General features: G+C 73.3%; 21 protein-coding genes. 6 read left to right on the top strand and 15 right to left on the bottom strand.

The window, feature by feature from the left end; translation table 11 throughout:
- Nucleotide 1: 1 nt before the first annotated feature.
- The 5 genes from EIZ62_RS30865 to EIZ62_RS30845 all read right to left on the bottom strand — a co-directional run bounded on the left by EIZ62_RS30865 (nucleotide 2) and on the right by EIZ62_RS30845 (nucleotide 9,345).
- Nucleotides 2-331 carry an acyl carrier protein gene (locus tag EIZ62_RS30865; RefSeq protein ID WP_156695949.1) on the bottom strand — a complete coding sequence of 110 codons (330 nt, stop codon included), beginning with the start codon at nucleotides 329-331 and terminating at the stop codon, nucleotides 2-4.
- Entirely contained in the window at nucleotides 331-4,746 is a 4,416-nt protein-coding gene (locus tag EIZ62_RS30860) for a non-ribosomal peptide synthetase (protein WP_156695948.1), read from the bottom strand. Before EIZ62_RS30860 ends, EIZ62_RS30865 begins: the two co-directional genes overlap by 1 nt.
- Before the next feature lie 455 nt (nucleotides 4,747-5,201).
- Nucleotides 5,202-6,287 (bottom strand): calcium:cation antiporter, encoded by a 1,086-nt coding sequence (locus EIZ62_RS30855; protein ID WP_156696688.1) that lies wholly within the window; start codon nucleotides 6,285-6,287, stop codon nucleotides 5,202-5,204.
- A gap of 326 nt (nucleotides 6,288-6,613) precedes the next feature.
- Entirely contained in the window at nucleotides 6,614-8,239 is a 1,626-nt protein-coding gene (locus tag EIZ62_RS30850) for an acyl-CoA synthetase (RefSeq protein WP_156695947.1), read from the bottom strand.
- A complete protein-coding gene (locus EIZ62_RS30845; RefSeq protein ID WP_156695946.1) occupies nucleotides 8,236-9,345 on the bottom strand; it encodes an NAD(P)H-dependent flavin oxidoreductase in 1,110 nt (369 codons plus the stop codon). The genes EIZ62_RS30850 and EIZ62_RS30845 overlap by 4 nt, the downstream gene beginning before the upstream one ends.
- Before the next feature lie 188 nt (nucleotides 9,346-9,533).
- Between EIZ62_RS30845 and EIZ62_RS30840 the strand changes: the two genes are divergently transcribed.
- From EIZ62_RS30840 to EIZ62_RS30830, 3 genes are all read left to right on the top strand, one after another.
- Nucleotides 9,534-11,321: a serine hydrolase domain-containing protein gene (locus tag EIZ62_RS30840; RefSeq protein WP_244376056.1), complete on the top strand. Its 1,788-nt coding sequence runs from the start codon at nucleotides 9,534-9,536 to the stop codon at nucleotides 11,319-11,321.
- Between the two features lie 106 nt (nucleotides 11,322-11,427).
- Entirely contained in the window at nucleotides 11,428-11,625 is a 198-nt protein-coding gene (locus EIZ62_RS30835) for an antitoxin (RefSeq protein ID WP_156695945.1), read from the top strand.
- 217 nt (nucleotides 11,626-11,842) lie between these two features.
- Nucleotides 11,843-12,019, top strand: coding sequence for a hypothetical protein (locus EIZ62_RS30830; protein ID WP_156695944.1), 177 nt, complete (start codon nucleotides 11,843-11,845; stop codon nucleotides 12,017-12,019).
- 98 nt (nucleotides 12,020-12,117) lie between these two features.
- On the opposite strand, the gene EIZ62_RS30825 is transcribed toward EIZ62_RS30830, so the two are convergent.
- The 8 genes from EIZ62_RS30825 to EIZ62_RS30790 form a co-directional block, all read right to left on the bottom strand.
- Complete coding sequence (locus tag EIZ62_RS30825; protein ID WP_156695943.1) at nucleotides 12,118-13,680, bottom strand: phytoene desaturase family protein; 1,563 nt, start codon at nucleotides 13,678-13,680, stop codon at nucleotides 12,118-12,120.
- Nucleotides 13,677-15,935, bottom strand: coding sequence for a serine/threonine-protein kinase (locus EIZ62_RS30820; RefSeq protein WP_156695942.1), 2,259 nt, complete (start codon nucleotides 15,933-15,935; stop codon nucleotides 13,677-13,679). The genes EIZ62_RS30825 and EIZ62_RS30820 overlap by 4 nt, the downstream gene beginning before the upstream one ends.
- A 50-nt stretch (nucleotides 15,936-15,985) precedes the next feature.
- Nucleotides 15,986-16,852 carry an oxygenase MpaB family protein gene (locus EIZ62_RS30815; protein ID WP_156695941.1) on the bottom strand — a complete coding sequence of 289 codons (867 nt, stop codon included), beginning with the start codon at nucleotides 16,850-16,852 and terminating at the stop codon, nucleotides 15,986-15,988.
- 9 nt (nucleotides 16,853-16,861) lie between these two features.
- On the bottom strand, nucleotides 16,862-18,040 hold the full coding sequence (locus tag EIZ62_RS30810; protein ID WP_156695940.1) for an acyl-CoA dehydrogenase family protein: 1,179 nt from the start codon (nucleotides 18,038-18,040) through the stop codon (nucleotides 16,862-16,864).
- Nucleotides 18,041-18,208: 168 nt separating this feature from the next.
- Entirely contained in the window at nucleotides 18,209-18,625 is a 417-nt protein-coding gene (locus tag EIZ62_RS30805; RefSeq protein WP_156695939.1) for a CBS domain-containing protein, read from the bottom strand.
- 14 nt (nucleotides 18,626-18,639) lie between these two features.
- Nucleotides 18,640-18,891, bottom strand: a complete 252-nt coding sequence (locus EIZ62_RS30800; protein WP_156695938.1) for a DUF6480 family protein — start codon at nucleotides 18,889-18,891, stop codon at nucleotides 18,640-18,642.
- Between the two features lie 28 nt (nucleotides 18,892-18,919).
- The gene (locus EIZ62_RS30795; protein ID WP_425281863.1) at nucleotides 18,920-19,162 is read right to left on the bottom strand and encodes a CDGSH iron-sulfur domain-containing protein; all 243 of its coding nucleotides are present in this window, start codon (nucleotides 19,160-19,162) and stop codon (nucleotides 18,920-18,922) included.
- Nucleotides 19,146-19,805, bottom strand: coding sequence for a HemK2/MTQ2 family protein methyltransferase (locus EIZ62_RS30790; protein WP_156695937.1), 660 nt, complete (start codon nucleotides 19,803-19,805; stop codon nucleotides 19,146-19,148). Before EIZ62_RS30790 ends, EIZ62_RS30795 begins: the two co-directional genes overlap by 17 nt.
- Nucleotides 19,806-19,868: 63 nt before the next feature.
- On the opposite strand from EIZ62_RS30790, the gene EIZ62_RS30785 reads away from it, so the two are divergent.
- Both EIZ62_RS30785 and EIZ62_RS30780 read left to right on the top strand, forming a co-directional pair.
- The gene (locus tag EIZ62_RS30785; protein ID WP_156695936.1) at nucleotides 19,869-21,422 is read left to right on the top strand and encodes an FAD-dependent oxidoreductase; all 1,554 of its coding nucleotides are present in this window, start codon (nucleotides 19,869-19,871) and stop codon (nucleotides 21,420-21,422) included.
- On the top strand, nucleotides 21,419-22,411 hold the full coding sequence (locus EIZ62_RS30780; RefSeq protein WP_156695935.1) for an iron-containing redox enzyme family protein: 993 nt from the start codon (nucleotides 21,419-21,421) through the stop codon (nucleotides 22,409-22,411). The genes EIZ62_RS30785 and EIZ62_RS30780 overlap by 4 nt, the downstream gene beginning before the upstream one ends.
- A 52-nt stretch (nucleotides 22,412-22,463) precedes the next feature.
- On the opposite strand, the gene EIZ62_RS30775 is transcribed toward EIZ62_RS30780, so the two are convergent.
- The gene (locus EIZ62_RS30775; RefSeq protein WP_167536491.1) at nucleotides 22,464-23,207 is read right to left on the bottom strand and encodes an AraC family transcriptional regulator; all 744 of its coding nucleotides are present in this window, start codon (nucleotides 23,205-23,207) and stop codon (nucleotides 22,464-22,466) included.
- Between the two features lie 53 nt (nucleotides 23,208-23,260).
- Between EIZ62_RS30775 and EIZ62_RS30770 the strand changes: the two genes are divergently transcribed.
- Nucleotides 23,261-24,448: an MFS transporter gene (locus EIZ62_RS30770; protein WP_156695933.1), complete on the top strand. Its 1,188-nt coding sequence runs from the start codon at nucleotides 23,261-23,263 to the stop codon at nucleotides 24,446-24,448.
- 116 nt (nucleotides 24,449-24,564) lie between these two features.
- On the opposite strand, the gene EIZ62_RS30765 is transcribed toward EIZ62_RS30770, so the two are convergent.
- On the bottom strand, nucleotides 24,565-24,765 hold the full coding sequence (locus tag EIZ62_RS30765) for a hypothetical protein (protein WP_156695932.1): 201 nt from the start codon (nucleotides 24,763-24,765) through the stop codon (nucleotides 24,565-24,567).
- Nucleotides 24,766-24,776: the final 11 nt, after the last annotated feature.

Below are 24,776 nucleotides of genomic sequence, written 5' to 3'. Positions count from 1 at the left end.
TTCACACTCCCGCGGGCAGCGGAGCGGACAGGTGCTCGCCCACGGCGTCCGCCGTGAAGTGGTCCAGGACGTCCCGGGGCCGTACCGGTATGCCGAACTCGGCGGCGAGTCCGGCGCACATGACGAGCACGGTGGCCGAGTCGACCCCCAGTTCGTCGAGGGGCGTGGCGGGGTCGATCTCGTCGGGTGAGACGTCGAGGAGTTCGGCGAGGAAGGCGAGGACCCATCCGGTGACGGCACCGGCGGTCGGGCGGCCGCCGGCCGGGTGTCCGCCGGCCGGGCCGTCCGTCCCGTCGGTGCGGCTGGGGCTCGGTTGCTGCGTCTGGTTCATCACTTCTCCCCGGGCATGAGCTCGGACGGTCCGAGGAGCTGCTCGAGGTAGCCGTCGAGCGCCTCCACCGTCGTGTACTGGAGGACCGTGCCGACCGGCACGGAGACGTCGAACGCGGTCTGGAGGTGGGCGACGAGCCGTGCGGCGAGCAGCGAGTCCCCGCCCGCGTCGAGGAAGTCGTCGTCCAGGTCCACCTGGCTCAGTCCGAGCACCTCGCGCCAGATCTCGACCAGCTTGCGCTGCCGGTCGGTGCGCGGCGGCTTCGCGGGCCGGCCGCGTGAGGCGCCGCGCGCGCCCGCCTTGGCGAGGGCGGCGCGGTCCACCTTGCCCGTGGTGTTGAGCGGCAGCTCGTCCAGGGCCAGGATCTGTGCGGGAACCATGTGGCGGGGCAGGCGTTCCGCGGCGAAGGCGCGCAGTGCCTCGGGTTCGAAGCGGCGGCGGGTGTCGGGTGCCTGGGCGACGATGACGTCGAAGCCGACGGAGGCCGGGCCGCCGCGGGTGGTGAGGATTTCGGCGCGGTCGTAGCCGGCGGCGGCGAGTTCGGCGCGCCACTGGTCGCGGGAGAGCAGGCAGTGGCGGTCGCGCAGTTCGGTGTCCTCGAAGTTGTCGAAGCCCTGCTGGAGGCCCATGACGAGGTCGAACCACGGGTGGAAGGTGGTCTGTTCGACCATCAGGAGGATGCCGCCGGGGGCGGTCATGGACCGCAGGTTCTTCAGTGTGGGGCGGATGCGCCGCATGTCGTGCAGCACGCTCGCGGCGACGAGGAGGTCGGCGGACTGGTCGCCGAACCCCTGCACGGCGGGCGGCTGGTCCAGGTCGAACAGGTCGTAGCGCAGGGCCGGGTGGTCGGCGAACTCGGTGCGGGCCCGGTCGGTGAAGTAGCGCGAGATGTCGGTGAAGAGGTACTCGGTGCGCTCGGGGGGCAGCAGCGGCAGCAGGTGGCGGGTCAGCGACCCGTATCCTGAGCCGACTTCCATGGCCTTCAGCGGGCGGTCCTGCGGCCACTGTCCGGCGAGCGCCGCCACGGCCTGGGCCGCGGCCGCGTAGGTGGGGCCGAAGAGCCGGTCGTAGACGCCGGGCGTGCGGTCCGAGGCGTACAGCTCGGCCGAGTGGACGCTCTGGGTGAGGACGTCGGCGAGGCCGCCGGCGAGGGTGAGCATCCAGTCGGTGACGTCCTCCTCGATACCGAGGACGTCCCCCAGCACCCGGCGGGCCCGGGCGTTGAGCTCGGGGGGCAGGGCGGCGGGCAGTTCGCGCGCCACGATCCGGCCGCCGGGGGTGGTGCGCAGGTACCCGGTGGCTTCGAGGCCGGCGACGGCGCGCGTCAGCCAGCGCTCGTAGCGGGGTGCGACGCCCGCGCCGCGCAGGGCCGCGGGGTCGAACGTGGCCCCGGGGGTGTGCGGCAGGCCGAAGGAGCGGAACGCCGCGGCGGTCGCGCTCGTGTACACCTCGTTCAGCACGTCCCAGGCGGAGCGCAGCGCGTCGGGCTCGGGTCCCTCGGCGGGCCGTTCGGCGGCCGAGCCGACGGCCCGCCACAGCTCCCTGCTCGCCGCGGGCTCCGCGCGCTCGGTCACGAACAGCGTCTCGTCGCGCGGTGAGGGGACGACGTATCCGTGGAGGCGGGCGGCGCCCGCGCCGTCGGCGGACTTCACCACCACCGAGGCGTCCACTCCCGGGTGCTGGGAGAGCGTCGTCTCGATCTCCCCGAGTTCGACACGGTGGCCGTTGATCTTCACCTGGCCGTCGCGGCGGCCGAGGAACTCGATGGTCCCGTCGGCGGTGTAGCGCCCGAAGTCGCCGGTGCGGTAGAGGCGTTCGCCGGTGCGCGGGTGGTGGACGAAACTGGCAGCGGTGCGTTCCTCGTCGCCCCAGTAGCCACGGGCGAGGCCGATGCCGCCGATGTACAGCTGGCCGGCGGTCCACACCGGACAGGGTTCCATGCGGTCGTCCAGCACGTGGAAGGTCTGGTTGCGCAGCGGGACGCCGTACGGGACGCTCTTGGCGCCCTGCGGGACCTCGTCGACGCGGTGGTGGATGGACCAGATGGACGCCTCGGTGGCGCCGCCCAGGCTGACGACCTCGGCGTCCGGCCACAGGTCGTGGATGCGGCGGGGCAGGTCGACGGGGATCCAGTCGCCGCTGAGCATCACGAGCCTGAGGCGTTCGGGGACTTCGCCGCCCGCTTCCAGGTGCTCCACCAGCATCTGCATCTGCGCGGGGACGGAGTTCCAGACGGTGACGCCGTGCTGCGTCATGACCTTCGCCCAGTGGGCGGGTTCGGAGCGCATGTCCGGGTCGGGCAGGACGAGCGCGGCACCGGCCGCGTGGGTGCCGAACAGGTCGTACACGGACAGGTCGAAGCCGAGGTCGGCGAGGCCGAAGACGCGGTCCGCGGGCCCGACGCCGAACCGCTCGTTGATGTCGTCGACGGTGTTCAGCACGGCGCCGTGCTCGATCATGACGCCCTTGGGGGTGCCCGTGGAGCCGGAGGTGTACAGGACGTAGGCGAGGTCGCCGGGCCGGGCGGGTCCCGAGGGACGGCGGCCGTCGCCGGGCTTGGCGGGCGGGTGCTCGGTGCGGTCGGCGAGGAGGCGGGGCACGTCGGCGGGCCATTCGAGGGCGGCGTCCAGGGCGCTGTCGGTGACGACGGCGGCCGCGGCGCCGTCGGCGAGGATCCGGGCCCGGCGCTGCGCCGGGAGGGTGGTGCCGACGGGGAGGTACGCGGCGCCCGCCATGGTGACGCCGTAGGCGGCGGCGACCTGCTCCGGCCCCTTGTCGAGGGTGATGCCCACGAGGCGGTCACGGAGTTCCCGGCCGGCGGCGGCGGTCTCGACCTGCTGCCGTACGGCGTCGGCGTGGGCGGCGAGTTCGCCGTAGGTGACCTCGCGGGTGGCGGTCAGGACGGCGGGCCGCTCGGGGTGGGCGGCGGCGCGGTCGAGGAACGGGTCGATCAGCAGTCCCCCGGGGCGCGGGCCGTCCGTCGCGTTGGCCTGCCGGCGGCCGGTCAGCTGGTGGCCGGGGAGGGTGAGGCCCAGTTCCTCGTCCCACGGCGCGTCCTGGCGCGCCAGCCGTTCGACGGTCGCGCAGTAGGTGGCGAACATGTCGTCCAGGAGGCCCTCGGGGAACAGCTCCTCGACGCAGTCCCAGGTGAGGTCGAGGGAGCCGGTGAAGTCGACGACCTGGTGGTCGAGCCACACCTGCGGGGTCTGGCTGACCCGGTAGGAGATGTCGCCGAAGTACGCCATGGCGTCGGAGACGTCCGCCGCGGTGCCGAGGCCGCTGGTGAAGACGACGGGCATCGTCTCGAAGCCGCTCTGGAGGCCGAGCCTGCGGCGTTCGCGCAGCGTCTGCAGGGCGCTGACCTGGCGGTGGCGCAGGTCGCGCTGGAGCTGGGTCTGGGTGGCGTCGGCGCGCTCGGTGAGCGAGCGTCCCGCCGAGGCGTCCATCTCCAGCAGGCAGATGGAGGTGAAGTCGCCGACCATGCGGCGCAGGTGCGGGTGGACGATCCGTTTGCCCGCCTCGTTCCGCTCCAGGAGCAGCGGCAGGCGGTTGAAGAGGGTGAGGTTGAGGGTGAAGCGCCGGGTGCCGCTCCAGACGGCGAGGACTTCGGAGAAGACCGCGGCGAGGACGGCGGTGGGGGTGAGGCCGCGTGCTTCGCAGCGGGCCTGGAGGCGCTTCCAGTCCTCCTCGGGCAGGTGGTACTCGCGGTGGGTGAAGCGCGGTTTGTGGACGCTGACGGGTGAGGTGGCCAGCGGCAGGTCCGGCGGCGGGGCGAGGGTCGTGGCGCGGGAGGTCCAGTAGTCGAGGGCGTTGCGGTGCCGGGGTGCCTGGGAGCCGCGCTCCAGGGCCAGGGCGTAGTCGCGGAACGTCACGTCCACCGGGGGCAGTTCGAGGGCGGAGTCCTGGCACAGGGCGCTCCACTCGCTGAACAGCAGGGTGAGGCTGGCCAGGTCGACCATGAGGAGGTCCACGCTGACGTGCAGCCGGTCGTGGCCCGGCAGGCGCGAGAGGCGGATGTCGAACAGCGGCCAGTCGGCGGCCGTGTAGACGTGGTGGGACATCTCGTCGCGTATGGCGGTCAGCGTCCGTTCCGCCTCGTCCGGCGGCGCCGACCGCAGGTCGGTACATCGCACCTCGAACTTCGGTACGGAGGCGAGGACGCGTTGCCGGCCGTCCTCGTCGACGATCGCGCGGAGCATGTCGTGGCGTTCGATCAGGGTGCGCCAGGAGCGTGAGAGGACGTCGGGGTCGAGGCGTCGTCCCTCGAGTTCGAAGTACGCGTGCGGTGCGACGTTGCCGAGCACGAAGTTGGATCCCCGGCCGACCCAGTACGCGTACTGGATCTCGGTCAGCGGGAACTTGTCGAACCGGTCGCCGCCTCCGGATGCCCGGTCCGTGCGGCTGCTGTCCGTCATTGCCATCCCTCTCGGTCGAGCTTCGCCGTATGCCGGGGCGCACGAGCGCCCCGGATACCGTTGGTTGAAGCAAGGAGAGTTGAACGAGGAAGTAAAATGGCCCCGCGTGCTGGGCGTCGCGGTGCGACGTGACCCTGGTTGGAGACGCGGCCTTTCGGTGTGGACCTCCTCGCAATCCCCCGTGGCACCCATCCGGATGGTGAGACCGCATGGGTCCGCCAATTGAAACCATCCCAGCCGGAGGGGTCCACCGTGACGCATGTCACGTTTGCTTCCGGTGACTGGAATTGATGTGCGCGGGGAGTGACGAAATCGCCCCGGGCACCGCCTTCGTCGCGGAACACGGGATTCCCCGCACGTGCCATATGGCGCGAACGCAACGGCCAGTGAGATTCTTTCGGCCGCAATACGGTCCAATTCGAGCACGCCTCGCGCGGCGTGGTCAGAACTGGCCGTCAGGGGCTGAAGGAGAGGAACACGAAGGCGGCGAACAGCACCAGGTGGACGCCGCCCTGGAGGACGTTGGCCCGGCCGGGCACCACGGTCAGGGCGCTCACGGCGGCGGTGAGGGCCAGCAGCGCCAGGTGCAGCGGGCCGAGGCCCAGCACCAGGGGTCCGGACAGCCAGACGGAGGCGAGCGCGATCGCCGGGACGGTCAGCCCGATGCTGGCGATGGCGGACCCGTACGCCAGGTTGAGGCTGGTCTGCACCCGGTCGCGGCGGGCGGCCCTGACCGCCGCCAGGGTCTCCGGCAGCAGCACCATCAGGGCGATGACCACACCGACGACCGCCTTGGGCAGGCCCGCCGACTCGACACCGTCCTCGATGGCCGGTGACACGAGCTTGGCGTTGCCGACGACGGCGAGGAGCGCCACGAACAGCAGCCCGAGGCTCCACCACGTCTCGCGGAGCGTGGGCGGTGAGGCCCGCCAGTCGTCGCCGGCGGCATCCGCCTCGGGAGCGATGGGCAGGAAGTACTCGCGGTGCCGGACGGTCTGTACGCCGACGAAGATCCCGTACAGGCACAGCGAGGCGACGGCGGCGAAGACCAGCTGCGCCCCGGTGAACTCGGGCCCCGGATGGCTGGTGGTGAAACTGGGCAGCACCAGTGTCATGGCGGCCAGCGTGATGACGGTGGCGAGGGCGCCGCCGGAGCCCTCCGCGTTGAAGACGGCGACCCGTCTGCGGAGGGCCGCGACGAGGAGCGACAGGCCGACGATGCCGTTGCAAGTGATCATGACGGCGGCGAACACGGTGTCCCGGGCGTAGGTGGACGCCTTGTCGCCTCCGCCGGCCATGAGCATGACGATGAGCCCGACCTCGATGACGGTCACGGCGACGGCCAGGACCAGCGACCCGAACGGCTCGCCCACCCGGTGGGCCACCACCTCGGCGTGGTGCACGGCCGACAGCACGGAGCCGATCAGGCAGGCCCCCACGAGCGCGACGAACGGCCCGGGCAGGTCGCGCCCCCACCCGAGGGCGAGGACGACCACGGCGACCACCGGTACCCAGGTCGTCCACTGACGCACGATCCGCACCCCGACGAGCCCGCCGCCCGCACCGCCCCCGTCGCCGGGCCCGGGCGCGACAGGCCCGGGCGCGCCCGGCCCGCCGGGTCCGTCCGCGCCGCCGGTGGCCGTACCGCTGTCCGGTCCCTCGCCCGTGCCCGCTCCCTCGCCCGAGCCCTTGCCGTTGTCCGCGTCTTCGCCCGAGCCCTTGCCGTTGCCCGTGTCTTCGCCCCTGCCCTCGCCCGTGCCGGTGCCCATGCCGCCACGCTGCCAGAGCGGGGGCCGCACCGCGCGGCGGGGGCGCCGAAACGGGTACGACGGCGGGCCGGCGCCCGCGAGGACCCGCCGGGCCCGGGTCACAGGGGGCGCTCGAGGCCCTCCCAGTACGGGGCGCGCAGATGGCGCTTGTAGAGCTTGCCGTTGGGGTCGCGGGGCATCGCGGCGACGAAGTCGACGCTCCTGGGGCGCTTGTAGCCGGCGAGCCGTTCGGCGCAGTGCCCGAGGATCGCGGCGGCCAGGGCGTCACCCGGCGCGTGACCGTCGGCGGGTTCGACGACCGCCTTGACCTCCTCGCCCCACTCCGGGTGCGGGACGCCGAACGCGGCGGCGTCGGCGACCGCGGGGTGGGTCAGCAGCGCCGCCTCGATCTCGGCCGGGTAGATGTTGACGCCCCCCGAGATGATCATGTCGATCTTGCGGTCGCGGAGGAAGAGGTAGCCGTCCTCGTCGAGGTGGCCGAGGTCGCCGACGGTGAAGTAGTCGCCGATGCGGTTCCTGGCGGTCTTGTCCTCGTCCTTGTGGTAGCGGAAGCCGCCGGTCGTCATCTTCATGTAGACGGTGCCGAGTTCCCCGGGAGGCAGGCGCTCGCCGTCGTCGTCGAAGACGGCGAGTTCGCTGATGGGCCACGCCTTGCCGACCGTTCCGGGCTTCTTCAGCCACTCCTGGGCGGTGGCGAACGCGCCGCCGCCCTCGCTCGCCGCGTAGTACTCCTCGACGCAGGTGCCCCACCAGTCGATCATCGCCCGTTTGACGTGGTCGGGGCAGGGGGCGGCGCCGTGGATGGCGTGGCGCATGGACGTCACGTCGTACCGGTCCCTGACCTCGGCGGGCAGGGCGAGGAGGCGGTGGAACTGCGTGGGGACCATGTGGGTGTGGGTGCACCGGTGGGTGTCGATGAGACGCAGCATCTCCTCGGGCGTCCACTTGTCCATGATCACCAGTGGGTGGCCTATGTGGAGGGCCGCGCCCGCGAACTGGAGGACGGCCGTGTGGTAGAGCGGCGAGCAGACCAGGTGGACGTTCCCGTTGTGCGGCGTGATGCCGAAGATGCCGAGGAAGCCGCCCAGGTGCGCCTCCTCCGGGGGCCGGCCGGGCAGGGGCCGGCGGATGCCGCGCGGGCGGCCGGTGGTTCCGGAGGTGTAGTTCATCACCCAGCCGAGGGTGCGTCCGGCGGGCGGCGAGCCGGGCCGCCCGTCGAGCAGGTCGGTGTACGGGCGGAACGTGCCGATGCCGCCGCCCACGGCGTAGCGGTGGCTCGGCGCGAGTCCGGCCTCGTCGGCGGCGGCCCGGGCGGCGTCGGCGAACCGTTCGTGGGCGATGAGCACCTTGGCGCCGGAGTCGGACACGATCCACGCGATCTCGGGTCCGACGAGGTGGTGGTTGACGGGAACGAGGTAGAGGCCCGCCTGGGAGGCGGCAAGGTAGGCGGTGAGGAACTCGGGGCCGTTGGGCAGGACGACGGCGAACGCGTCGCCGGTGGTGAGGCCGGCCGCGCGCAAACCGTGGACGAGGCGGTTGGCGTCGCCGTGCAGCCGCCCCGCGGTCCACTCCTCGCCGTCGGGTGCGGTCAGGACGGTACGGGCGGGATCGGCGGCGGCCTGCGCCCAGAAGCCGTTGGGCGGTGCGGTGGGGGGTCCGGTGGGCGCTGCGGCGGGCCCGGCGTCGGGCGGCCGGGTGGGCCCGGTGTTCGGCGGGGTGGTCATGACCGGCTCCTCTTCGCGATGCGGTCGAGGCGGGTGACGGCCCGTTCGAAGCCGCGGGTGAGGTCGTCGAAGACCTCCCGCACGGGGCGCTCGGCGGTCATGCGTCCGACGATCTGGCCGACGGGCGTGCCGAGCAGCGGCTCGGCCTCGTACTTCTGGATCCGGGAGACGGCGTCGGCGACCAGCAGGCCCTGGAGGGGCATGGGCAGGGCTCCGGGGCCCTCCGGGTCGTCCCAGGCGTCGGTCCACTCGGTGCGCAGCTGGCGGGCGGGTTTGCCGGTGAGGGCCCGGGAGCGGACGGTGTCGCCGGAGCCGGCGGCCAGCAGCTTGGCGGTGAGGGCGCGTGAGTGGAGGTCGGCCTCGGTGGTGGTGAGCCAGATCGAGCCGAGCCAGACGCCCTGTGCGCCGAGGGCGAGCCCGGCGGCGATCTGCTCGCCGCTGCCGATGCCGCCGGCGGCGAGGACGGGCAGGGGGGCGACGGCGTCGACGACCTCGGGCGTGAGGACCATGGACGCGATCTCCCCGGTGTGGCCGCCCGCCTCGTAGCCCTGTGCGACGACTATGTCGATCCCCGCCTCGGCGTGGCGGCGTGCGTGCCTGGCGCTGCCGGCGAGGGCGGCGACGAGGACGCCGTGCCGGTGGGCGCGGTCGACGACGTCGGCGGGGGGCGGGCCGAGGGCGTTGGCCAGGAGCTTGACGGGGTAGTCGAAGGCGACGTCGAGCTGGCCGCGGGCGACCTCCTCCATCCAGCCGGTGATGCGCCAGCCGGACGCTTCGCCGTCGGCGAGCGGGGGCACGCCGTGCTCGGCGAGGACCTTGGCGACGAAACGCCGGTGCCCGTCGGGGATCATCGCCTCGACGTCGGCCTCGGTCACCCCCTCCACTTTCTTGGCGGGCATGACGACGTCGAGGCCGTAGGGCAGGCCGTCGGTGTGGTCCTGCATCCAGTCGAGGTCGCGGGCCAGGTCGCCGGGGGCGGTGTAGCGGACGGCGCCGAGCACGCCGAACCCGCCCGCTCTGGTGATGGCGGCCGCCACGGCGGGGAAGGGTGTGAAGCCGAAGATGGCGTGCTCGACACCCAGGCGCTTGCTCAGCTCCGTCTCCATGGGCGGCAGGATGCCGCAGCGGGACGGCCGAGGGAAGAGACTTTCTGATACAGCGTCAGATTCTCGCGGAGGGCCGGTTCTTGACGGGACGGAGGGGTGGTAAGAAAGTTTCACCTGATGCGACGGGGACGAAGGATTCTTTCAGAACGCTTCGGGCGCCCGGCGGTGTCGCGGGGAGGGAGAGCGTGGTGGGGACGACGGAGGGGGTGGGCCGTCGCCGGTTCGGCGGCGGGGTGCTGGCCCTGGGAGGTGCGCTGGTGATCGGTTCGATTCCGTGGGCCGCGGCCGCCGCCGAGCGCGGCCCGGCGGGCGGTGGCGGTGGCCGGCCGACGCTCCGGCTCGGTTCCGCCGAACGGGCCGGCCTGCTGCCCGAGCACCTCGACCGGCTGGTCGACGACGCCGAACGGTTCCTGGAGCCCTCCCCCAAGCACCCGTGGTACGCCGGGGCGGTGCTGCTGGCGGGCCGCGGCGCGACGGTGGCCCTGCACCGGGCGATCGGGCACGCGGTGCGCTACGCGGCGTACGACGAGAAGACCGACACGGGCGTGGAGCTCCCGCCCGAGCGGCGGATCCCGATGGCCGACGACACGGTGTTCGACCTCGCCTCGGTCTCCAAGCTGTTCACCTCCATCCTGGCCGTGCAGCAGATCGAGCGCGGGGCGCTGGAGCTCGAGGAGCGGGTCACGGCGTACCTGCCGGAGTTCGGGGGCGGCGGTAAGCAGGACGTCACCGTGCGGCAGTTGCTCACCCACACCTCCGGTTTCCGGGCGTGGATCCCGCTCTACGGGGAGCCGACACGGGAGGGGAAGCTGCGCCTGCTGTGGCGGGAGAGCCCGGCGCACCCGCCGGGCAGCCGCTACCTCTACTCCGACCTCAACCTGATCTCGCTGCAGCTGATCCTGGAGGAGATCTCGGGCCACTCACTGGACGCCCTGCTCCGCAACGAGATCACCGCTCCGCTCGGGATGCACCGCACACGGTTCAACCCGCCCGCCTCCTGGCGACCGAAGATCGCCGCCACCGAGGACGCCCGCGCCCCCTGGTCGGGTCTGGAGCGCGGCATGGTGTGGGGCGAGGTCCACGACGAGAACGCGTACGGCTTCGGCGGCGTCGCGGGCCACGCCGGTGTCTTCTCCTGTGCCTGGGACCTGGCCGTCCTCGCCCGCACCCTGCTGAACGGCGGCGTGTACGGACGCGCCCGCATCCTCACCCCGAAGTCGGTGGAGCTGATGTTCACCGACTTCAACACCGCCTTCCCCGGCGACGAGCACGGTCTCGGCTTCGAGCTCTACCAGCACTGGTACATGGGTGCCATGGCCACGCCGTACACCGCGGGCCACACCGGTTTCACCGGCACCAGCCTGGTCATCGACCCCACCACCGACTCCTTCCTGGTGGTCCTCGGCAACTCGGTCCATCCGGTACGGCAGTGGCGTTCGGGCTCCGCGCCCCGCGTGGCCGCCGCCAACCACCTGGCGCGCGCCGTTCCCGTACGCCCGGAGCGTGGCCGCGCCGCCTGGTACGCGGGCATGGCGGCGGACACCTCGGCGACGCTCACCCTGCCGGAGCTCACCCCCGCGTCACCGCGCCCCCGGCTGCGCTGCGCGCTCTGGTGGGACATCGAGCCGGGCACCGACGGGCTGTTCCTGGAGGCGTCCGGCGACGGGGGCGCGACGTGGCGGCCGGTACCGTTCGTGACCGTGCGTCGCGGTCAGCAGCCACGCCCGCACCCGGCCGGGTCGGCCGGCGGCTGGTCGGGCCGGGCCTGGCACCGGCTGGAGGCGGACCTGGCGGCCTGGCGAGGCGTGCCGGTCCGGCTGCGCTGGCGGTACGCCACGGACCGGCTGTACGTCGGGCGCGGGGCGTACGTGGACGGCATCCGGGTGCAGGACGGCTCGCGGACCCTGTTCGACGAGGCACGGCCCGCCGACGGGTCCCGTATCGAGGCGCGGGGGTGGGCCGCCTCGGTGGACTGAGGGGCCGCGGGGGCCCCGCCCCGCCCGGGCCGCACGCCGCGGATGCGGGTTCCGCGAGGGCGGGCGAAACTGGGGGCGGGGGAGACTCGGCGAGGAGGATGACCCTATGTCCGTGATGGACAAGCTCAAGCAGATGCTCAAGGGCCACGAGGAGCAGGCCGGCAAGGGAGTCGACAGGGGCGGTGACTTCGTCGACGACAAGACCCAGGGCAAGTACAGCGGCCAGGTCGACACCGCGCAGGAGAAGATGCGGGAGCAGCTCGGCGGCGACCGCCCCCAGGACCCGCCGCCGCCCCGGCCGTGACCCGCTGACCCGGTCGTGATTCGCTGACCCGATCCACCGCAGTACGTTCGTCCGTCGTCCCCGCGGGGCCGTGCCCGTCACGGCCCCGCGGGGACGCGGCATGTCCGGGGTGCACCCGGATGGCGCGGGCGGCACCACCCGCCCGCGCGACTCGGCGTGCGGTTGGGCGGCGGCTGATGAACAGTCGAGTCGAGTCCCCAACTCGAAGGAGAAACTCATGCTTCGGCGCATCTCGCTCGTTCTGGCCGGTCTGCTGGCGGTCGGCTTCATGGCCGCCGCCCCCGCCGCCGCCCACTCCTCGGATGTCGAAGGCTGCTGGGGTTCCGGCGGCAAGGTGAAGGCCGGTGACGTCAAGGTCGCGCACATCGACGGCACCTGCTGGGAAATCGACTGACCTTCCCGGACGGCACATCGGATGGGCGCCCCGGTGGCGCCCATCCGGCGTTGTCGGGCCCGGCTCGTGACCCCCGGCCGCCCGGCCCCCGGCCCGCCTCAGCCGCCCAGGACCGCCATGGCGGCGTTGTGGCCCGGGATGCCGCTGACCCCGCCGCCCCGGGCCGCGCCGGCGCCGCACAGCAGCACGTTGGCGTGCGCGGTCTCCACGCCCCAGCGGCCGGTGCCGTCGGCGGCGTACGGCCAGGCGAGGTCGCCGTGGAAGATGTGGCCGCCCGGCAGCCGCAGGTCCCGCTCCAGGTCGAGCGGCGTCTTCGCCTCGATACAGGGGCGGCCCTCGGCGTCGGTGGCGAGGCAGTCCGCGAGCGGCTCGTCCAGGTGGGCGTCGAGTTCGGCGAGGGTGGCCTTGAGGAGCGCGGCGCGGGTGGCGTCGTTGTCGGCGGTGAACAGGCGCGCCGGGGTGTGCAGGCCGAAGAGCGTCAGGGTCTGGTAGCCCCGGGCGGCGAGGTCGGGGCCGAGGATCGACGGGTCGCTCAGCGAGTGGCAGTAGATCTCGGAGGGCGGGGCGCCCGGCAGCCGGCCGGCCGCCGCCTCCCGGTACGCGGTCGCCAACTGGCCGTACCCCTCGGCGATGTGGAACGTTCCGGCGAACGCGTCCCGCGGGTCGACGGAGCGGTCCCGCAGCCGGGGCAGCCGCTTCAGCAGCATGTTGACCTTCAGCTGGGCGCCCTCGGCGGGCGGCGGGGCGGGCGCGTCCAGCAGCGCGGCCAGCGCGTGCGGCGAGGCGCCGACGAGGACGTGCCGGGCGGCGACGGTGCCTTCACCCGCGACAGTGCCGTCGCCCGCGTCGGTGCGGTAGGCGACCTCGGCCTCCTGGCCGTCCGTGGTGATCCGGACCGCCTCGTGGCCGGTGCGGATCTCGGCGCCCGCCGCGCGCGCCGCGTCCGCGAGGGCGCCGGTCAGGGCGCCCATGCCGCCGACGGGCACGTTCCACTCCCCCGTCCCGCCGCCGATCACGTGGTAGAGGAAGCAGCGGTTCTGGGCGAGGGACACGTCGTGGGCGTCGGCGAAGGTGCCGATCAGCGCGTCGGTGAGGACGACCCCGCGGACGAGGTCGTCCTGGAAGGTCCGCTCGATCGCGACGCCGACGGGCTCCTCGAAGAGCATCCGCCACGCCTCGTCGTCGTCGACGCGGACGCGCAGCGCCTCGCGGCTGGGCAGTGGTTCGGTGAGGGTGGGGAAGACCCGTTGGGCGACGCGCCCGGTCTTCGCGTAGAACCGCCGCCACGCCTGGTACTCGGCGTCGGAGCCGGTGAGCGCGGCGAACGACTCCCGGGTACCCTCGCCGCCCACCAGCAGCCCCCCGGCCCGGCCCCCGCGCTCGACCGGGGTGTACGAGGAGACCGTGCGCCGGGCGACGGCGAACCGCAGGCCCAGATCGGCCACGATCTTCGGCGGCAGCAGGGACACCAGGTAGGAGTAGCGCGAGAGCCGGGCGTCGACGCCGGCGAAGGGCGTGGTGGAGACGGCGGCCCCGCCGGTGCCGGGCAGGCGCTCCAGGACGAGGACGGAGCGCCCGGCGCGGGCGAGGTAGGCGGCGGCGACCAGTCCGTTGTGGCCGCCGCCGACGATGACGGCGTCGTACGCGCGCTGTACGGTCATGCCCCTTCGTAGCACGCGCCGGCTTCGGTCTTCCAGGGGCCGCTGCCCAGGCGGCGCAGTTCGGCGACCCGGCGGTACAGGTCGACGGCCTCGGCCTGCCGGCCCAGTTGCTGGAGGCAGTGCGCCTCGTCGTTGCGGCTGGTGAGGGCGTCGGGGTGGGTGGTGCCCAGCACCCGGTCGCGTGCCTCGGCGACCCGCCGGTACGAGGAGAGGGCCTCCGCCCAGCGGCCGAGCCAGCCGAGCCCGACGGCGACCTCGCGGCGGCTGACCAGCGTGTCGGGATGGTCGGGGCCCAGCACGCGTTCGCGGATCGCGCACACGTCCCGGGCTTCGGCGAGCGCCTCCTGCCAGCGGCCGAGCCGGCCGAGGTTGACGCCCAGGCCGTGCCGGGCGCGCAGCGTCTCGGGGTGGTCGGGGCCGTGCGCCCGGGTGCGGGCGCCGACGAGGTCGCGGTACAGCTCCAGCGCCTCGTGGCTGCGGCCGAGCCTGCCGAGGCTTGTCCCCACCTCGTAGCGGGCGGCGAGGGTGTCGGGGTGGCCGGCGCCCAGCGCGCGGGCGCGGGCCTCGGCGACCTCGCGGTAGGTGTGCAGCGCGTCGGTCCAGCGGCCCAGCTGGCCGAGGGTGTACGCCACTTCGTACCGGGTGACCAGGGTGTCGGGGTGCTCCGGTCCCAGCAGGCGGGCGCGGGCGGCGGCCACGTCCTGCGCGGTGCGGCAGGACTCCTCCAGCCGCCCGAGCCGGCCGAGGGTGAACGCCAGGTTGTGGCGGCAGCGCAGCGTGTCGGGGTGGTCGGCGCCCACGGTGCGGGTGCGGGCGTCGAGGACGGAGGTGTACACCTGGTGGGCTTCGACGTGGCGGCCGAGCCGGCCGAGGACGTACGCCATCTCCTGGCGGGCGGTGAGGGTGTCGGGGTGGTCGGGGCCGAGGACCCGGGCCCGGCCCTCGGTGACGCGGCCGAACTCGCGCAGGGCGTCGGCGTCGCGGCCCGTGCGGTTGAGCGCGACGCCGACCTCGTAGCGGCTGGTGAGCGTGTCGGGGTGGTCGGGGCCGAGGGCGTGTTCCCGCTCGGCGGCGACCGCGCGGTGCACCTCGCCGGCCTCCTCCCAGCGGCCGAGCCTGCCGAGGCTGAGGCCGGCGCCGTGCCGGCCGGCGAGGTGGGCGAGGACCCCGGGCCGGGGGGCGGGGCGCTGCGGCGGGGTGTGCGGGGGCGGAAGGGCCGTGCCGCGCGGGCGGGAGGTGGTCCACTCGCCGGTGAGGCCGGCCGAGGGGTCGGGCGGGGCGGTGAGCGGCGGCGCGGTGCCGACGGCCTTGTGGCCGGTGGTCATGCCACGGGTCCACCAGGGCAGGTGGGGGTGCGCCGGGGCGGGCGCGCGGGACGCGTGGAGCAGTGTGGCGGCGCTCGGGCGGCGGGCGGCGCCGGTGATGCGGCGGAGGAGGTCGGTGGCGTCGGCGGGGCGTTGGTCGGGGGTCTTGGCGAGCAGGTCGAGGACGGCCCGCTCGAAGGACTCGGGTACGTCCGCCCGGTGGCTGCGCAGCGGTTGGGGCGGGGTGTCGCGGTGGCCCACGAGGACGGCCCAGGCGTCGTCGAGGTCGAAGGGCGGTGCGCCGGTGGCGATCTCGTACAGGACGCAGCCCAGCGAGTACAGGTCGCTGCGGTGGTCGACGTGCCCGCCGCTGATCTGCTCGGGTGACATGTAGTGCGGGGTGCCCATGGCGACGCCGGTGCCGGTGAGGCGGGCGGTGAAGCCGATGTCGGCGCCGAGGCGGGCGATGCCGAAGTCGCAGATCTTCACCGTGCCGTCGCCGAGCCGCATGATGTTGGCGGGTTTGAGGTCCCGGTGCACGATGCCCTGCCGGTGGGTGTGGGCGAGGGCGTCGGCGACCTGTTCGGCGATGTCGACGACGTCGTGGACGGGCAGCGGGTGCTGCTTGTTGTCCTCCAGGAGCTGGCTGAGGTTGCGGCCTTCGAGGAGTTCCATGACCAGGTAGAGCAGGCCGTCGGACTCGCCGAAGTCATGGACGACGGTGATGCCCCGGTGCTGGAGCGCGGCCGCGACGCGCGCCTCGCGGCGGAACCGTTCGCGCAGCACGGTGACGAAGGTGCGGTCCGCTTGCGGTCCCAGCGGTTTGAGGCACTTGACCGCCACGCGGCGGCCGAGCGACTCGTCGGTGGCGCGCCACACCTCGCCCATGCCGCCGCGTCCGATCAGCTCCTCGAGCCGGTAGCGGCCCTGGAGCAGCCTGGTGTCCCCCATCGCGTGCCATCGCCCCCGTCGCGTACCCGTCGGTCTGCCCGTCGTCCCCGTTACGCCCTCCCCGGCCCGTCCAGTATGGCGGCCCGTGTGCGGAGTGTGTACGGGGCCGGGCGTGTGTCGGGACCCAGTCTGGCCACGGCTTCCAGGATGTGCCGGGGCGGGAGTTGCCAGCGGATACGGGAGGGGACGGAGCGAAGCAGGTTGCCGGTTACCCGCAACCTGTGGGTGACGGTGGCGGGGCTCGGCGCGGGCCTGCCGTACAGGGTGTGGGCGTACGGCGGGAGGGAGTCGTAGGCGAGGGCCGCCACCTGGCGCCAGATCAGGGCGCGGGCGGGGACGAGTGGTGGCGGGACGGGCGGGCGGCGCAGGAAGGCGTCCACGGTGCGGGCGTCGGGGCCGACCGTCAGCGCGGGTCGCATCCGGTCGAAGTAGGCGGCCAGCGCGGTGGTGGTGCCGGGTACGCGGTCGGGGTCGAGGCCCACGAGCCGGGCGCTGACGCGCTGTTCGGTGAGGTAGCGGTCGGCCTGCCGGTCGTCGAGGGGGATGCCGGAGCGGCGCAGGACGTGCAGGTAGGAGTCGGTCTCGGCGCAGTGGACCCACAGCAGCAGCTCGGGGTCGTCGACGCCGAGCAGCCGGTGAATCCTGCGGACGCGGGCGCCGGCCTTCTCGGCGGCGTCGGTGGTGCCGTAGGTGCGGGTGCCGACGAATCCGGCGGTGCGCATCAGCCGGCCCCAGGCGTCGTCGAGGAAGCTGCTGTTGATCATGACTCCGCGGACGGCGTCCGGGTGCAGTGCCTGGAGGTACAGCGCGCGGATGCCGGCGATCCACATCATGGGGTCGCCGTGCAGCTGCCAGGTGACGGAGGCGGGCCCGAAGAGGCCCGGGTCCGCGCCGCTCGCGCCCGTGGGGGTGGCCATCGTCCGACGCTACCTCCGTACCCGGGGCATGCCCAGTCCGATCCAGGAGATGATCTCGCGCTGGATCTCGTTGTTGCCGCCGCCGAAGGTGAAGATGACGGCGGAGCGGTAGCCGCGTTCCAGGTCGCCGTGGAGGACGGCGCCGGCCGAGCCCTCCTTGAGGGGGGCGGCCGAGCCGACGACCTCCATGAGCCAGGCGTACGCGTCGCGGCGTGCCTCGGAGCCGTACACCTTGACGGCGGAGGCGTCCTGGGGGGTGAGAGTGCCGTGCTGGAGTGCGGTGACCATGCGCCAGTTGAGCAGCTTCAGCGCCTCCAGCCGGGTGTGGGTCCGCGCGAGGCGCGTCCTGACCCAGCCGAGGTCGATGACGCGCCGCCCGTCGGCCAGTTTCGTGCCGGCGGCCCAGCGTTGTACGTCGTGGAGGGCGCGGACGGCCATGGTGCCGTGGGCGGCGAGGGTGACGCGTTCGTGGTTGAGCTGGTTGGTGATCAGCCGCCAGCCGTGGTTCTCCTCGCCGATGCGGTGGGAGACGGGGACGCGGACGTTCTCGTAGTAGCCGGCGGTGGTGTCGTGACCGGCGAGGGTGTTGATGAGGGTGCAGGAGTAGCCGGGGTCGGTGGTGGGGACGAGGAGGATGGTGATGCCCTTGTGGGGCGGGGCGTCGGGGTCGGTGCGGACGGCGAGCCACACCCAGTCGGCGGTGTCGCCGTTGGTGGTCCAGATCTTCTGGCCGTTGATGACGTACTCGTCGCCCTCGCGGACGGCTTTGGTCCGGAGCGCGGCGAGGTCGGTGCCGGCGCCCGGCTCGCTGTAGCCGATGGCGACGTCGATCTCGCCGGAGAGGATGCGGGGCAGGAAGTACGCCTTCTGCTCGTCGCTGCCGTACCGCATGATCGTGGGGCCGACGGTGTTGAGCGCCATGAGCGGGAGCGGTACGCCGGCCTGGGCGGCCTCGTCGAAGAAGATGAACTGTTCCATGGGGGTCAGCCCCCGCCCGCCGTATTCGCGCGGCCATCCCACGCCGAGCCAGCCGTCGGCGCCGAGGCGGCGGACGGTGGTGCGGTAGAACCGCTTGCGGGCGGCCGGGTCGGCGTCTCCCGGGTGGGTGCCCTGCGGTACGAGTTCGGCGAAGTAGGCGCGCAGTTCGGCGCGCAGCCGGTGCTGCTCCGGCGTGTATTCGAGGTGCACGGCCCCTCCAGGCGTCGCGGCCAGTCCCTTCGGCGCCGCACAGAGTAGAACGCGTTCCAGTAATGCGGAAGGCCCGTGCGGTGCCGGGCGGCGGGCGGCGCGCACGGCGGAGCCCGCCGCCCCCGGGCGGGGACGGCGGGTGGGGGGGCCTGCGCGGTGGTGGCGGGGTCAGTCGCTGGAGAGGGCGTCCAGGAGGTCGCCCACCTGGGCGTCGGGGAGTCCCCGGGCGATGTCGGCCTGGGCGATCATGCCCACCAGGCGGTGGTCGTCGATCACCGGGAGCCGGCGCACCTTGTGGCGGGACATCTTGCGCAGCACCAGCTTCGCGTCGTCGTCCGCGTCCACGTACACCACCTCGCCCTGCGCCAGTTCGCCCGCCGTCGTCGTCGCCGGGTCCTTGCCGGCGCCGAGCGCCTTCACGACGATGTCGCGGTCGGTCAGCATGCCCTTGAGCCTGTCGTCCGCGCCGCAGATCGGCATCGCGCCGACCCCGAGCTGCCGCATCATCTCGGCCGCCTGGAGGACGGTGTCGCCCTCACCGACGCAGTCGACGCCCTTGGTCATCAGCTGACGGGCGGTTGTCATGCCGCTGACTCCCTTCAGAGTGCGATCACGATGGCCATCACGAGGAACAGTGCCGCCACGAGGCCGACGACCAGCAGGATCATCACCAGCGGGACCTTGGACCAGCCGGTCGGGGGGTTGTGCGTCTCCCGCGGTCCGGCCCCGGACATGCTCGATTCCGCGGGTGGCGTCTCGCCCGGCGGGACGCCACCACCGGGGTCGAGACCCGGGGTGCGCTCCGGATCGGGATCCGGGTCGGGGTTCGGGTTCGGGTTGGGGTGGTTCATGCCGTACGAGTGCGCAGCCCGGAACCTTTCAATCCTCCCCGTGCGTCCGGTCGGTCTCCCCGCGTGTCCGGCGCCGGTGGCTGGTGTCGCACCAGGGATAGCGGCGGCTGCGGCGACAGGTGCACACCGCGACCATGAACCGGTCGGAGTACGCCGTCGACCCGTCCGGCAGCCGGATCTCGACGGGCCCCTCCATCAGGAGCGGCCCCTCCGGGTCGATGACCACCCGTTCGGCGGCACGCCCGGGAACGTGTTCAGGTTCGCTGCGCACGGATCACCACCAGGTCCTCCTTGCGCTCCTCGGGCTCGATCAGCCCCTGCTCCTCCAGCCAGTCGGCGTGCCGGGCCATCACCGGCCCGAAGGGGATGGTCGTGCGCAGCTCGACCCGCGCCGTCAGGCCCCCGTCCTGCAGCCGCTCCAGGGTGGCGTCCACGCCGGACAGGGCCGACTGCACCAGCAGCAGCACCCCCGCGTCCGTCAGCATGCCGGGCGCCCGGTCGCACAGCCGGTCGATGACCTGCCGCCCGTCCACGCCCGCGTTCCAGGTGCGCACCGCCCCGCGCCGCAGCGGGCGCGGGGACAGCACGTACGGGGGGTTGGACAGGATCAGGTCGAAGCGCCGGCCCGAGACGGGCCCGGTCAGGTCGCCGTGGCGCACGACGACGGGCAGCCCGAGGCGCCAGGCGTTGTACCGCGCGGCGAGCACCGCACGCCAGGAGATGTCGACGGCGGTCACCCGGGCCGCTCCGCACTCGGCCGCCATGAGCGCCAGCGCGCCGGTCCCGGTTCCCACGTCGAGCACCTCGACACGGGGCTGCTCGCACAGGGCGCGCAGTTCGCTTCGGGCGGCCTGGGCGAGCAGTTCGGTGTCCTCCTGGGGCGCGTACACGCCGCGCGGTCTGAGTAGACGCATGCACAGCGGGTACCTCGGACTTTCCCGGCGAAACGCTGGTGAGAGCTGTGTGAGGAGTGAGCGATGAGTTTTGCGTCCGGTTCCGGTGCGGTCTCCGGTTCGCTGTGGATGGAGTACGCGCCCGGCCCCGCCCGGCCGGCCGTGGACGGTCCCGTCGAGACGGAGGTGGCCGTCGTGGGCGGCGGGATCGCCGGGCTCTGCACGGCGTGGGAGCTGGCCCGGGCCGGACACCAGGTGGTCCTCGTGGAGGCGGACCGCATCGCGTCGGGCGTCACCGGCCACACCACGGCCAAGCTGTCGGCGCTGCACGGCCTGGTGTACGCGGACATCGCCAGGATCCACGGCGCCCGGGCCGCCCGGCTGTACGCCCACTCGCAAGCGATCGCCGTCGACAAGGTGGCCGGGGTGAGCGAGGAGCTGGGCATCGACTGCGAGTGGGAGAGGCAGCCCGCCTACACGTACACCGGTGACCCGGCCAAGGCGGACCAGCTGCGCGAGGAGGCGGAGGCGGCACGGGCGGCGGGCCTGGACGCCTCCTACGTGACCGACGTACCGCTGCCGTTCCCGGTCGTCGGCGCGGTCAAGGTGGAGAACCAGGCGCAGTTCCACCCCCGCAAGTACCTGCTGGGGCTCGCCGCCGACCTGGAGGTGCTGGGCGGGCGGATCTTCGAACGGACGCGGGTGACCCAGCTCAAGGAGGGTTCGCCGTGCGAACTGACCACGAGCGCCGGGCACACGATCCGGGCGAAGGAGGTCGTCGTCGCCACCCACTACCCCGTCTTCGACCGGGCGCTGCTGTTCACCCGGCTGGAGCCCAAGCGGGAGCTGGTGGTGGCCGGTCCGCTCCCGGCCGGGCAGGACCCGGGCGGGATGTTCCTCACCTGGGAGGAGAACACGCGCTCGGTGCGCACCGCGCCGTACGGCGAGGACGGGCGCCGGATGCTGATCGTCACGGGTGAGAAGTTCACCCCCGGCACTGTCGACGAGGGCGAGGTCGGTGCGCGCTTCGACACGCTCGCCACCTGGGCGCGGGAACGGTTCGACGGCCTGGAGATCACCCATCGCTGGGCGACGCAGGACAACGTCACCACCGACAAGGTGCCCTATGTGGGGCGGCTGCACGCCGGGTCCCGGCACGTGTACGTGGCGACCGGTTTCGCCGGCTGGGGCATGAGCAACGGGGTGATGGCCGGCGACCTGATCGCGGCCCGCATCCGGGGACGGGAACCCGCCTGGACGAGCCTGTACGACCCGGTGCGGCTCCACCCGGTGCGGGAGGCGCCCGCCATGCTGCGGCTCCAGGCGCAGGTGGGCAAGCACTTCATCGGTGACCGGCTGCCGGGCGCCCACGCCGACTCGACCACCGACATCCCGCGCGGCGGCGGCGCCGTCGTACGGGTCGGAGGGCGGCGGCTGGCGGTGCACCGCGACGCGGCGGGCTCCCTGCACGCCGTGTCGGCGCGCTGTACCCACCTGGGGTGCCTGGTCCACTTCAACGACGATGAGCGCGCGTGGGAGTGCCCGTGCCACGGGTCGCGGTTCGACGTGGACGGCAAGGTGGTGCAGGGGCCGGCGGTGCGGCCCCTGGAGCAGATGGACGTGGAGGAGGACGAATGACGGCGGCCGCTCCCCTGCCCGAGGAACGGGGCCCCCTGTCGGCTGCCGTGCTGGAGGTCCTGCGGGACGGGACGGCGCCCGGGGTGGGCGTGGCGGGCGCCGACCCGCTGGGCGAGGACCTCCAGCTGGCGCTGTACCTGGCGTACGAGCCCCACTACCGGGCGCTGGAGGGCGTCGCCGACGACCGCGAGTGGGACCCGGCGCTGCTCGCCCTGCGCCGCCCCATGGAGGACGCGTTCCTGGCGGCGCTGCGCGAGGCGGTGCCCGGCGACGACGACGTGACCGCCGCGCTCGACCCGCTGTTGGTCGAGCCGGTCGACGGGCACGGCGTGTCGCACCGGCTGATGGCGGACGGCACCTGGGAGCTGATGCGCGAATACCTGGTGCACCGCTCGCTGTACCAGCTCAAGGAGTCCGACCCGCAGGCGTGGCTGATCCCCCGGCTGGAGGGACAGGCCAAGGCGTCGCTGGTCGCGGTGGCGTACGACGAGTTCGGCGCCGGACGCGGCGAACGGGTGCACGCCCGGCTGTTCGCGGACCTCATGGACGGCGCGGGGCTGGACTCCTCCTACGGCCGCTACCTGGACCTCGCCCCGGCCACGACGCTCGCCACGGTGAACGTGATGTCCCTGTTCGGGCTGCGCCGCTCGCTGCGGGGCGCGGCGGCCGGGAACTTCGCGGTCCTGGAGATCACCTCGCCGCCGGGCGCCCGGCGGATGGCGAAGGCACTGGAGCGGCTGGGGGCGGAGGAGCGGTGCGTCCGGTTCTTCACGGAGCACGTCGAGGCGGACGCGGTCCACGAGCAGGTGATGCGCCGGGACGTCCTGGGCGACCTGCTGGAGCGCGAACCCGCGCTCGCCCGGGACGTGGCGTTCGGGATCCGGGCCACGGTGTGGCTGGACGAGCGCTGGGAGAACCGGGTGCTCACCGCCTGGGACGAGGGCGGCTCGTCGCTGCGGACCCCGCTGCCCGCTCCGGAGCCGGCCTAGGACCGGTCTGACAAGGGATCTTGACGGCTCGTGCGCCGGCCGGGGCGCGTGGTCAGGTGGTGAGGCGGGTGCCGGGGGTGTGGCCGAAGGTGCGGCGGAAGACGTTGATGAAGGTGCTGGCGGATGACCAGCCGCAGTGGTGGGCGACGGTAGTGACGGGGGTGTGGTCGGCCAGGAGGATCAGGGCGTGGTGGAGTCTGATCTGGGTGCGCCACTGAGGGTAGGTGAGGCCGAGGTCGTCGCGGAGGCGGCGGGAGAGGGTGCGGGCGCTGGCGCCGATCTGGCGTCCGAGGTCGTCGAGGGAGCGGTTGTCGGACGGGTCGGTGCGCAGGATGTCGTGCAGTTCGCGGAGCAGGGGGTCGGTGGGGACCGCCAGGTGCAGGGGGCGTTCGGGGGAGAGGGCGAGCTGGTCGAGCATGACGGCGCGCAGGTTGTGGTGGGGTGGGGTGTCGTTGGAGGGGGCGCGGGTGTAGGCGACGATGAGTTCGCGCAGGAGGGGGCTGACGGCGAGGACGGCGGGTTTGTCCAGGCTGAGGGGGTTGTCGGTGGTGGGCAGGCCGACGAGGTGGAGGTCGAGTTCGCCGTGGGCCTGGTGCTGGTGCACGGTGCCGGCGGGGATCCAGAGCGCGCGGGTGGCGGGGGCGATCCAGGAGCCGGCGTCCGTGGTCACCGCGATGGTGCCGCGGCTGGCGTAGGCAATCTGGTGGTCGTCGTGGCGGTGCGCGTCGATCTCGCCGCCGGGGGCCAGGCGCTGGGTCCGGGTCGGCGCGACAGGAGTGTGGCGGATTTTCTGCATCATCTGTCAATTTATCGAAAGCGCGACACCGGTGGCCCTTCCAGCATGGGTGGGTGCGAAGGAATACATCGATCTTGCTGCTGGCCGTTGGGCATGCCTGCGTTGACATCTATCAGGGCGCCGTCGCGGCGCTGATCCCGTTCTTCGTCGCGGAACGCGACTACACCTACGCGGTCGCCTCCGGCCTCGTGCTCGCGGTCTCCTTGCTGTCGTCGGTGGCCCAGCCCGTGTTCGGGCTGCTCACCGACCGGCGGGCGATGCCGTGGCTGCTGCCGGTCAGCACCCTGCTGGGCGGGGTGGGCATCGCGCTCAGCGGCCTGAGCGGCTCCTACGGGCTCACCCTGTTCTTCGTCGCCGTCTCCGGCATCGGCGTAGCCGCCTACCACCCGGAATCCGCCCGCGCGGCCCGGCAGGCCAGCCAGGGCAGTCACAGCGCGATGGGCTGGTTCTCCCTCGGCGGCAACATCGGCTTCGCGCTCGCCCCGCTCATGGTGGCGGCCGCGATCGGACACGGCTCCCTGCACTGGACCCCCGTCCTCGTCCTGCCCGCGCTCGTCGGCGCCGCCCTGTGCGTGCCCGTCCTGCGGATGCTCGCCCGGCCCCAGACCGGAACGACCAAGACCCAGGCGCCCCCCGGTACGGACGATGTGGCCTCGTTCGTGAAGCTGTCCCTAGCGGTCGTCTTCCGCTCCATAGTCTTCACCGGCCTGAGCACCTTCATCTCCCTCTACGCCCAGCAGCGCATGCAAGGCAGCACCACCGCGGGCACCGTCGCCCTGTTCCTGCTGTTCCTGGGCGGCGCCGTCGGCTCGATCCTGGGCGGGTCCCTGGCCAGCCGCTACGACCGCGTCCGCGTCTCGCGCTGGTCCTACCTGCTCTCCATCGCCGCCGTCACCGGCGTCATCCACACACCAGGCCCCGCCATGTTCCTCTTCGTGGCCCTCACCTCCGCCGGCCTATACGTCCCCTTCTCCCTCCAGGTCACCCTCGGCCAGGACTACCTGCCCTCCCGCATCGGCACCGCCAGCGGCATCATCCTCGGCCTCACCGTCAGCATCGGCGGCCTCATCAGCCCCCTGCTGGGACACCTCGCCGACACCACCACCCTCCAGACCGCCCTCACCCCCCTGATCGCCATGCCCGCCCTGAGCTGGCTCCTCTTCCGCGCCCTGCCCGAACCCACCGCCCCCGGCACCCGGACCGTCACGCCCGCGCCCGCAACCGCACGACAGGACGCGTAGACTCGTTGGTCCGGCCGTGAGGGATGACGGACACGGCTCCCGGGCCGCGCGACGGAGCGTGTCGCGCGGCCCGGGAGCCGTGTCAGGGGGTCGCCGGGGTCGGGAGCCCGCCGGGGTCAGGGGAGCAATTCGTCGAGGGCGGCCTTGCCCTTCGCGGCCAGCCTGCGTTCCGCCCAGGCCAGGTTCTGGGGATTGACGTCACGTCCTGAAGCGAGGACCAGGTCTTCCGCGTTGAATTCGCCTTCGGCGCCGCTGTGCAGAAGCCGGTCGGGCGTGACGCCCTCCCGCTTGGAGGTCGAATCGGGCTCAGCGTTCATGCCGCCTCCTT

Source organism: Streptomyces ficellus (assembly GCF_009739905.1).
Classification (GTDB): Bacteria; Actinomycetota; Actinomycetes; order Streptomycetales; family Streptomycetaceae; genus Streptomyces; species Streptomyces ficellus_A.
Note: the sequence above shows the minus strand (reverse complement) of the source record. Positions and strands in the feature narration are given on the sequence as shown.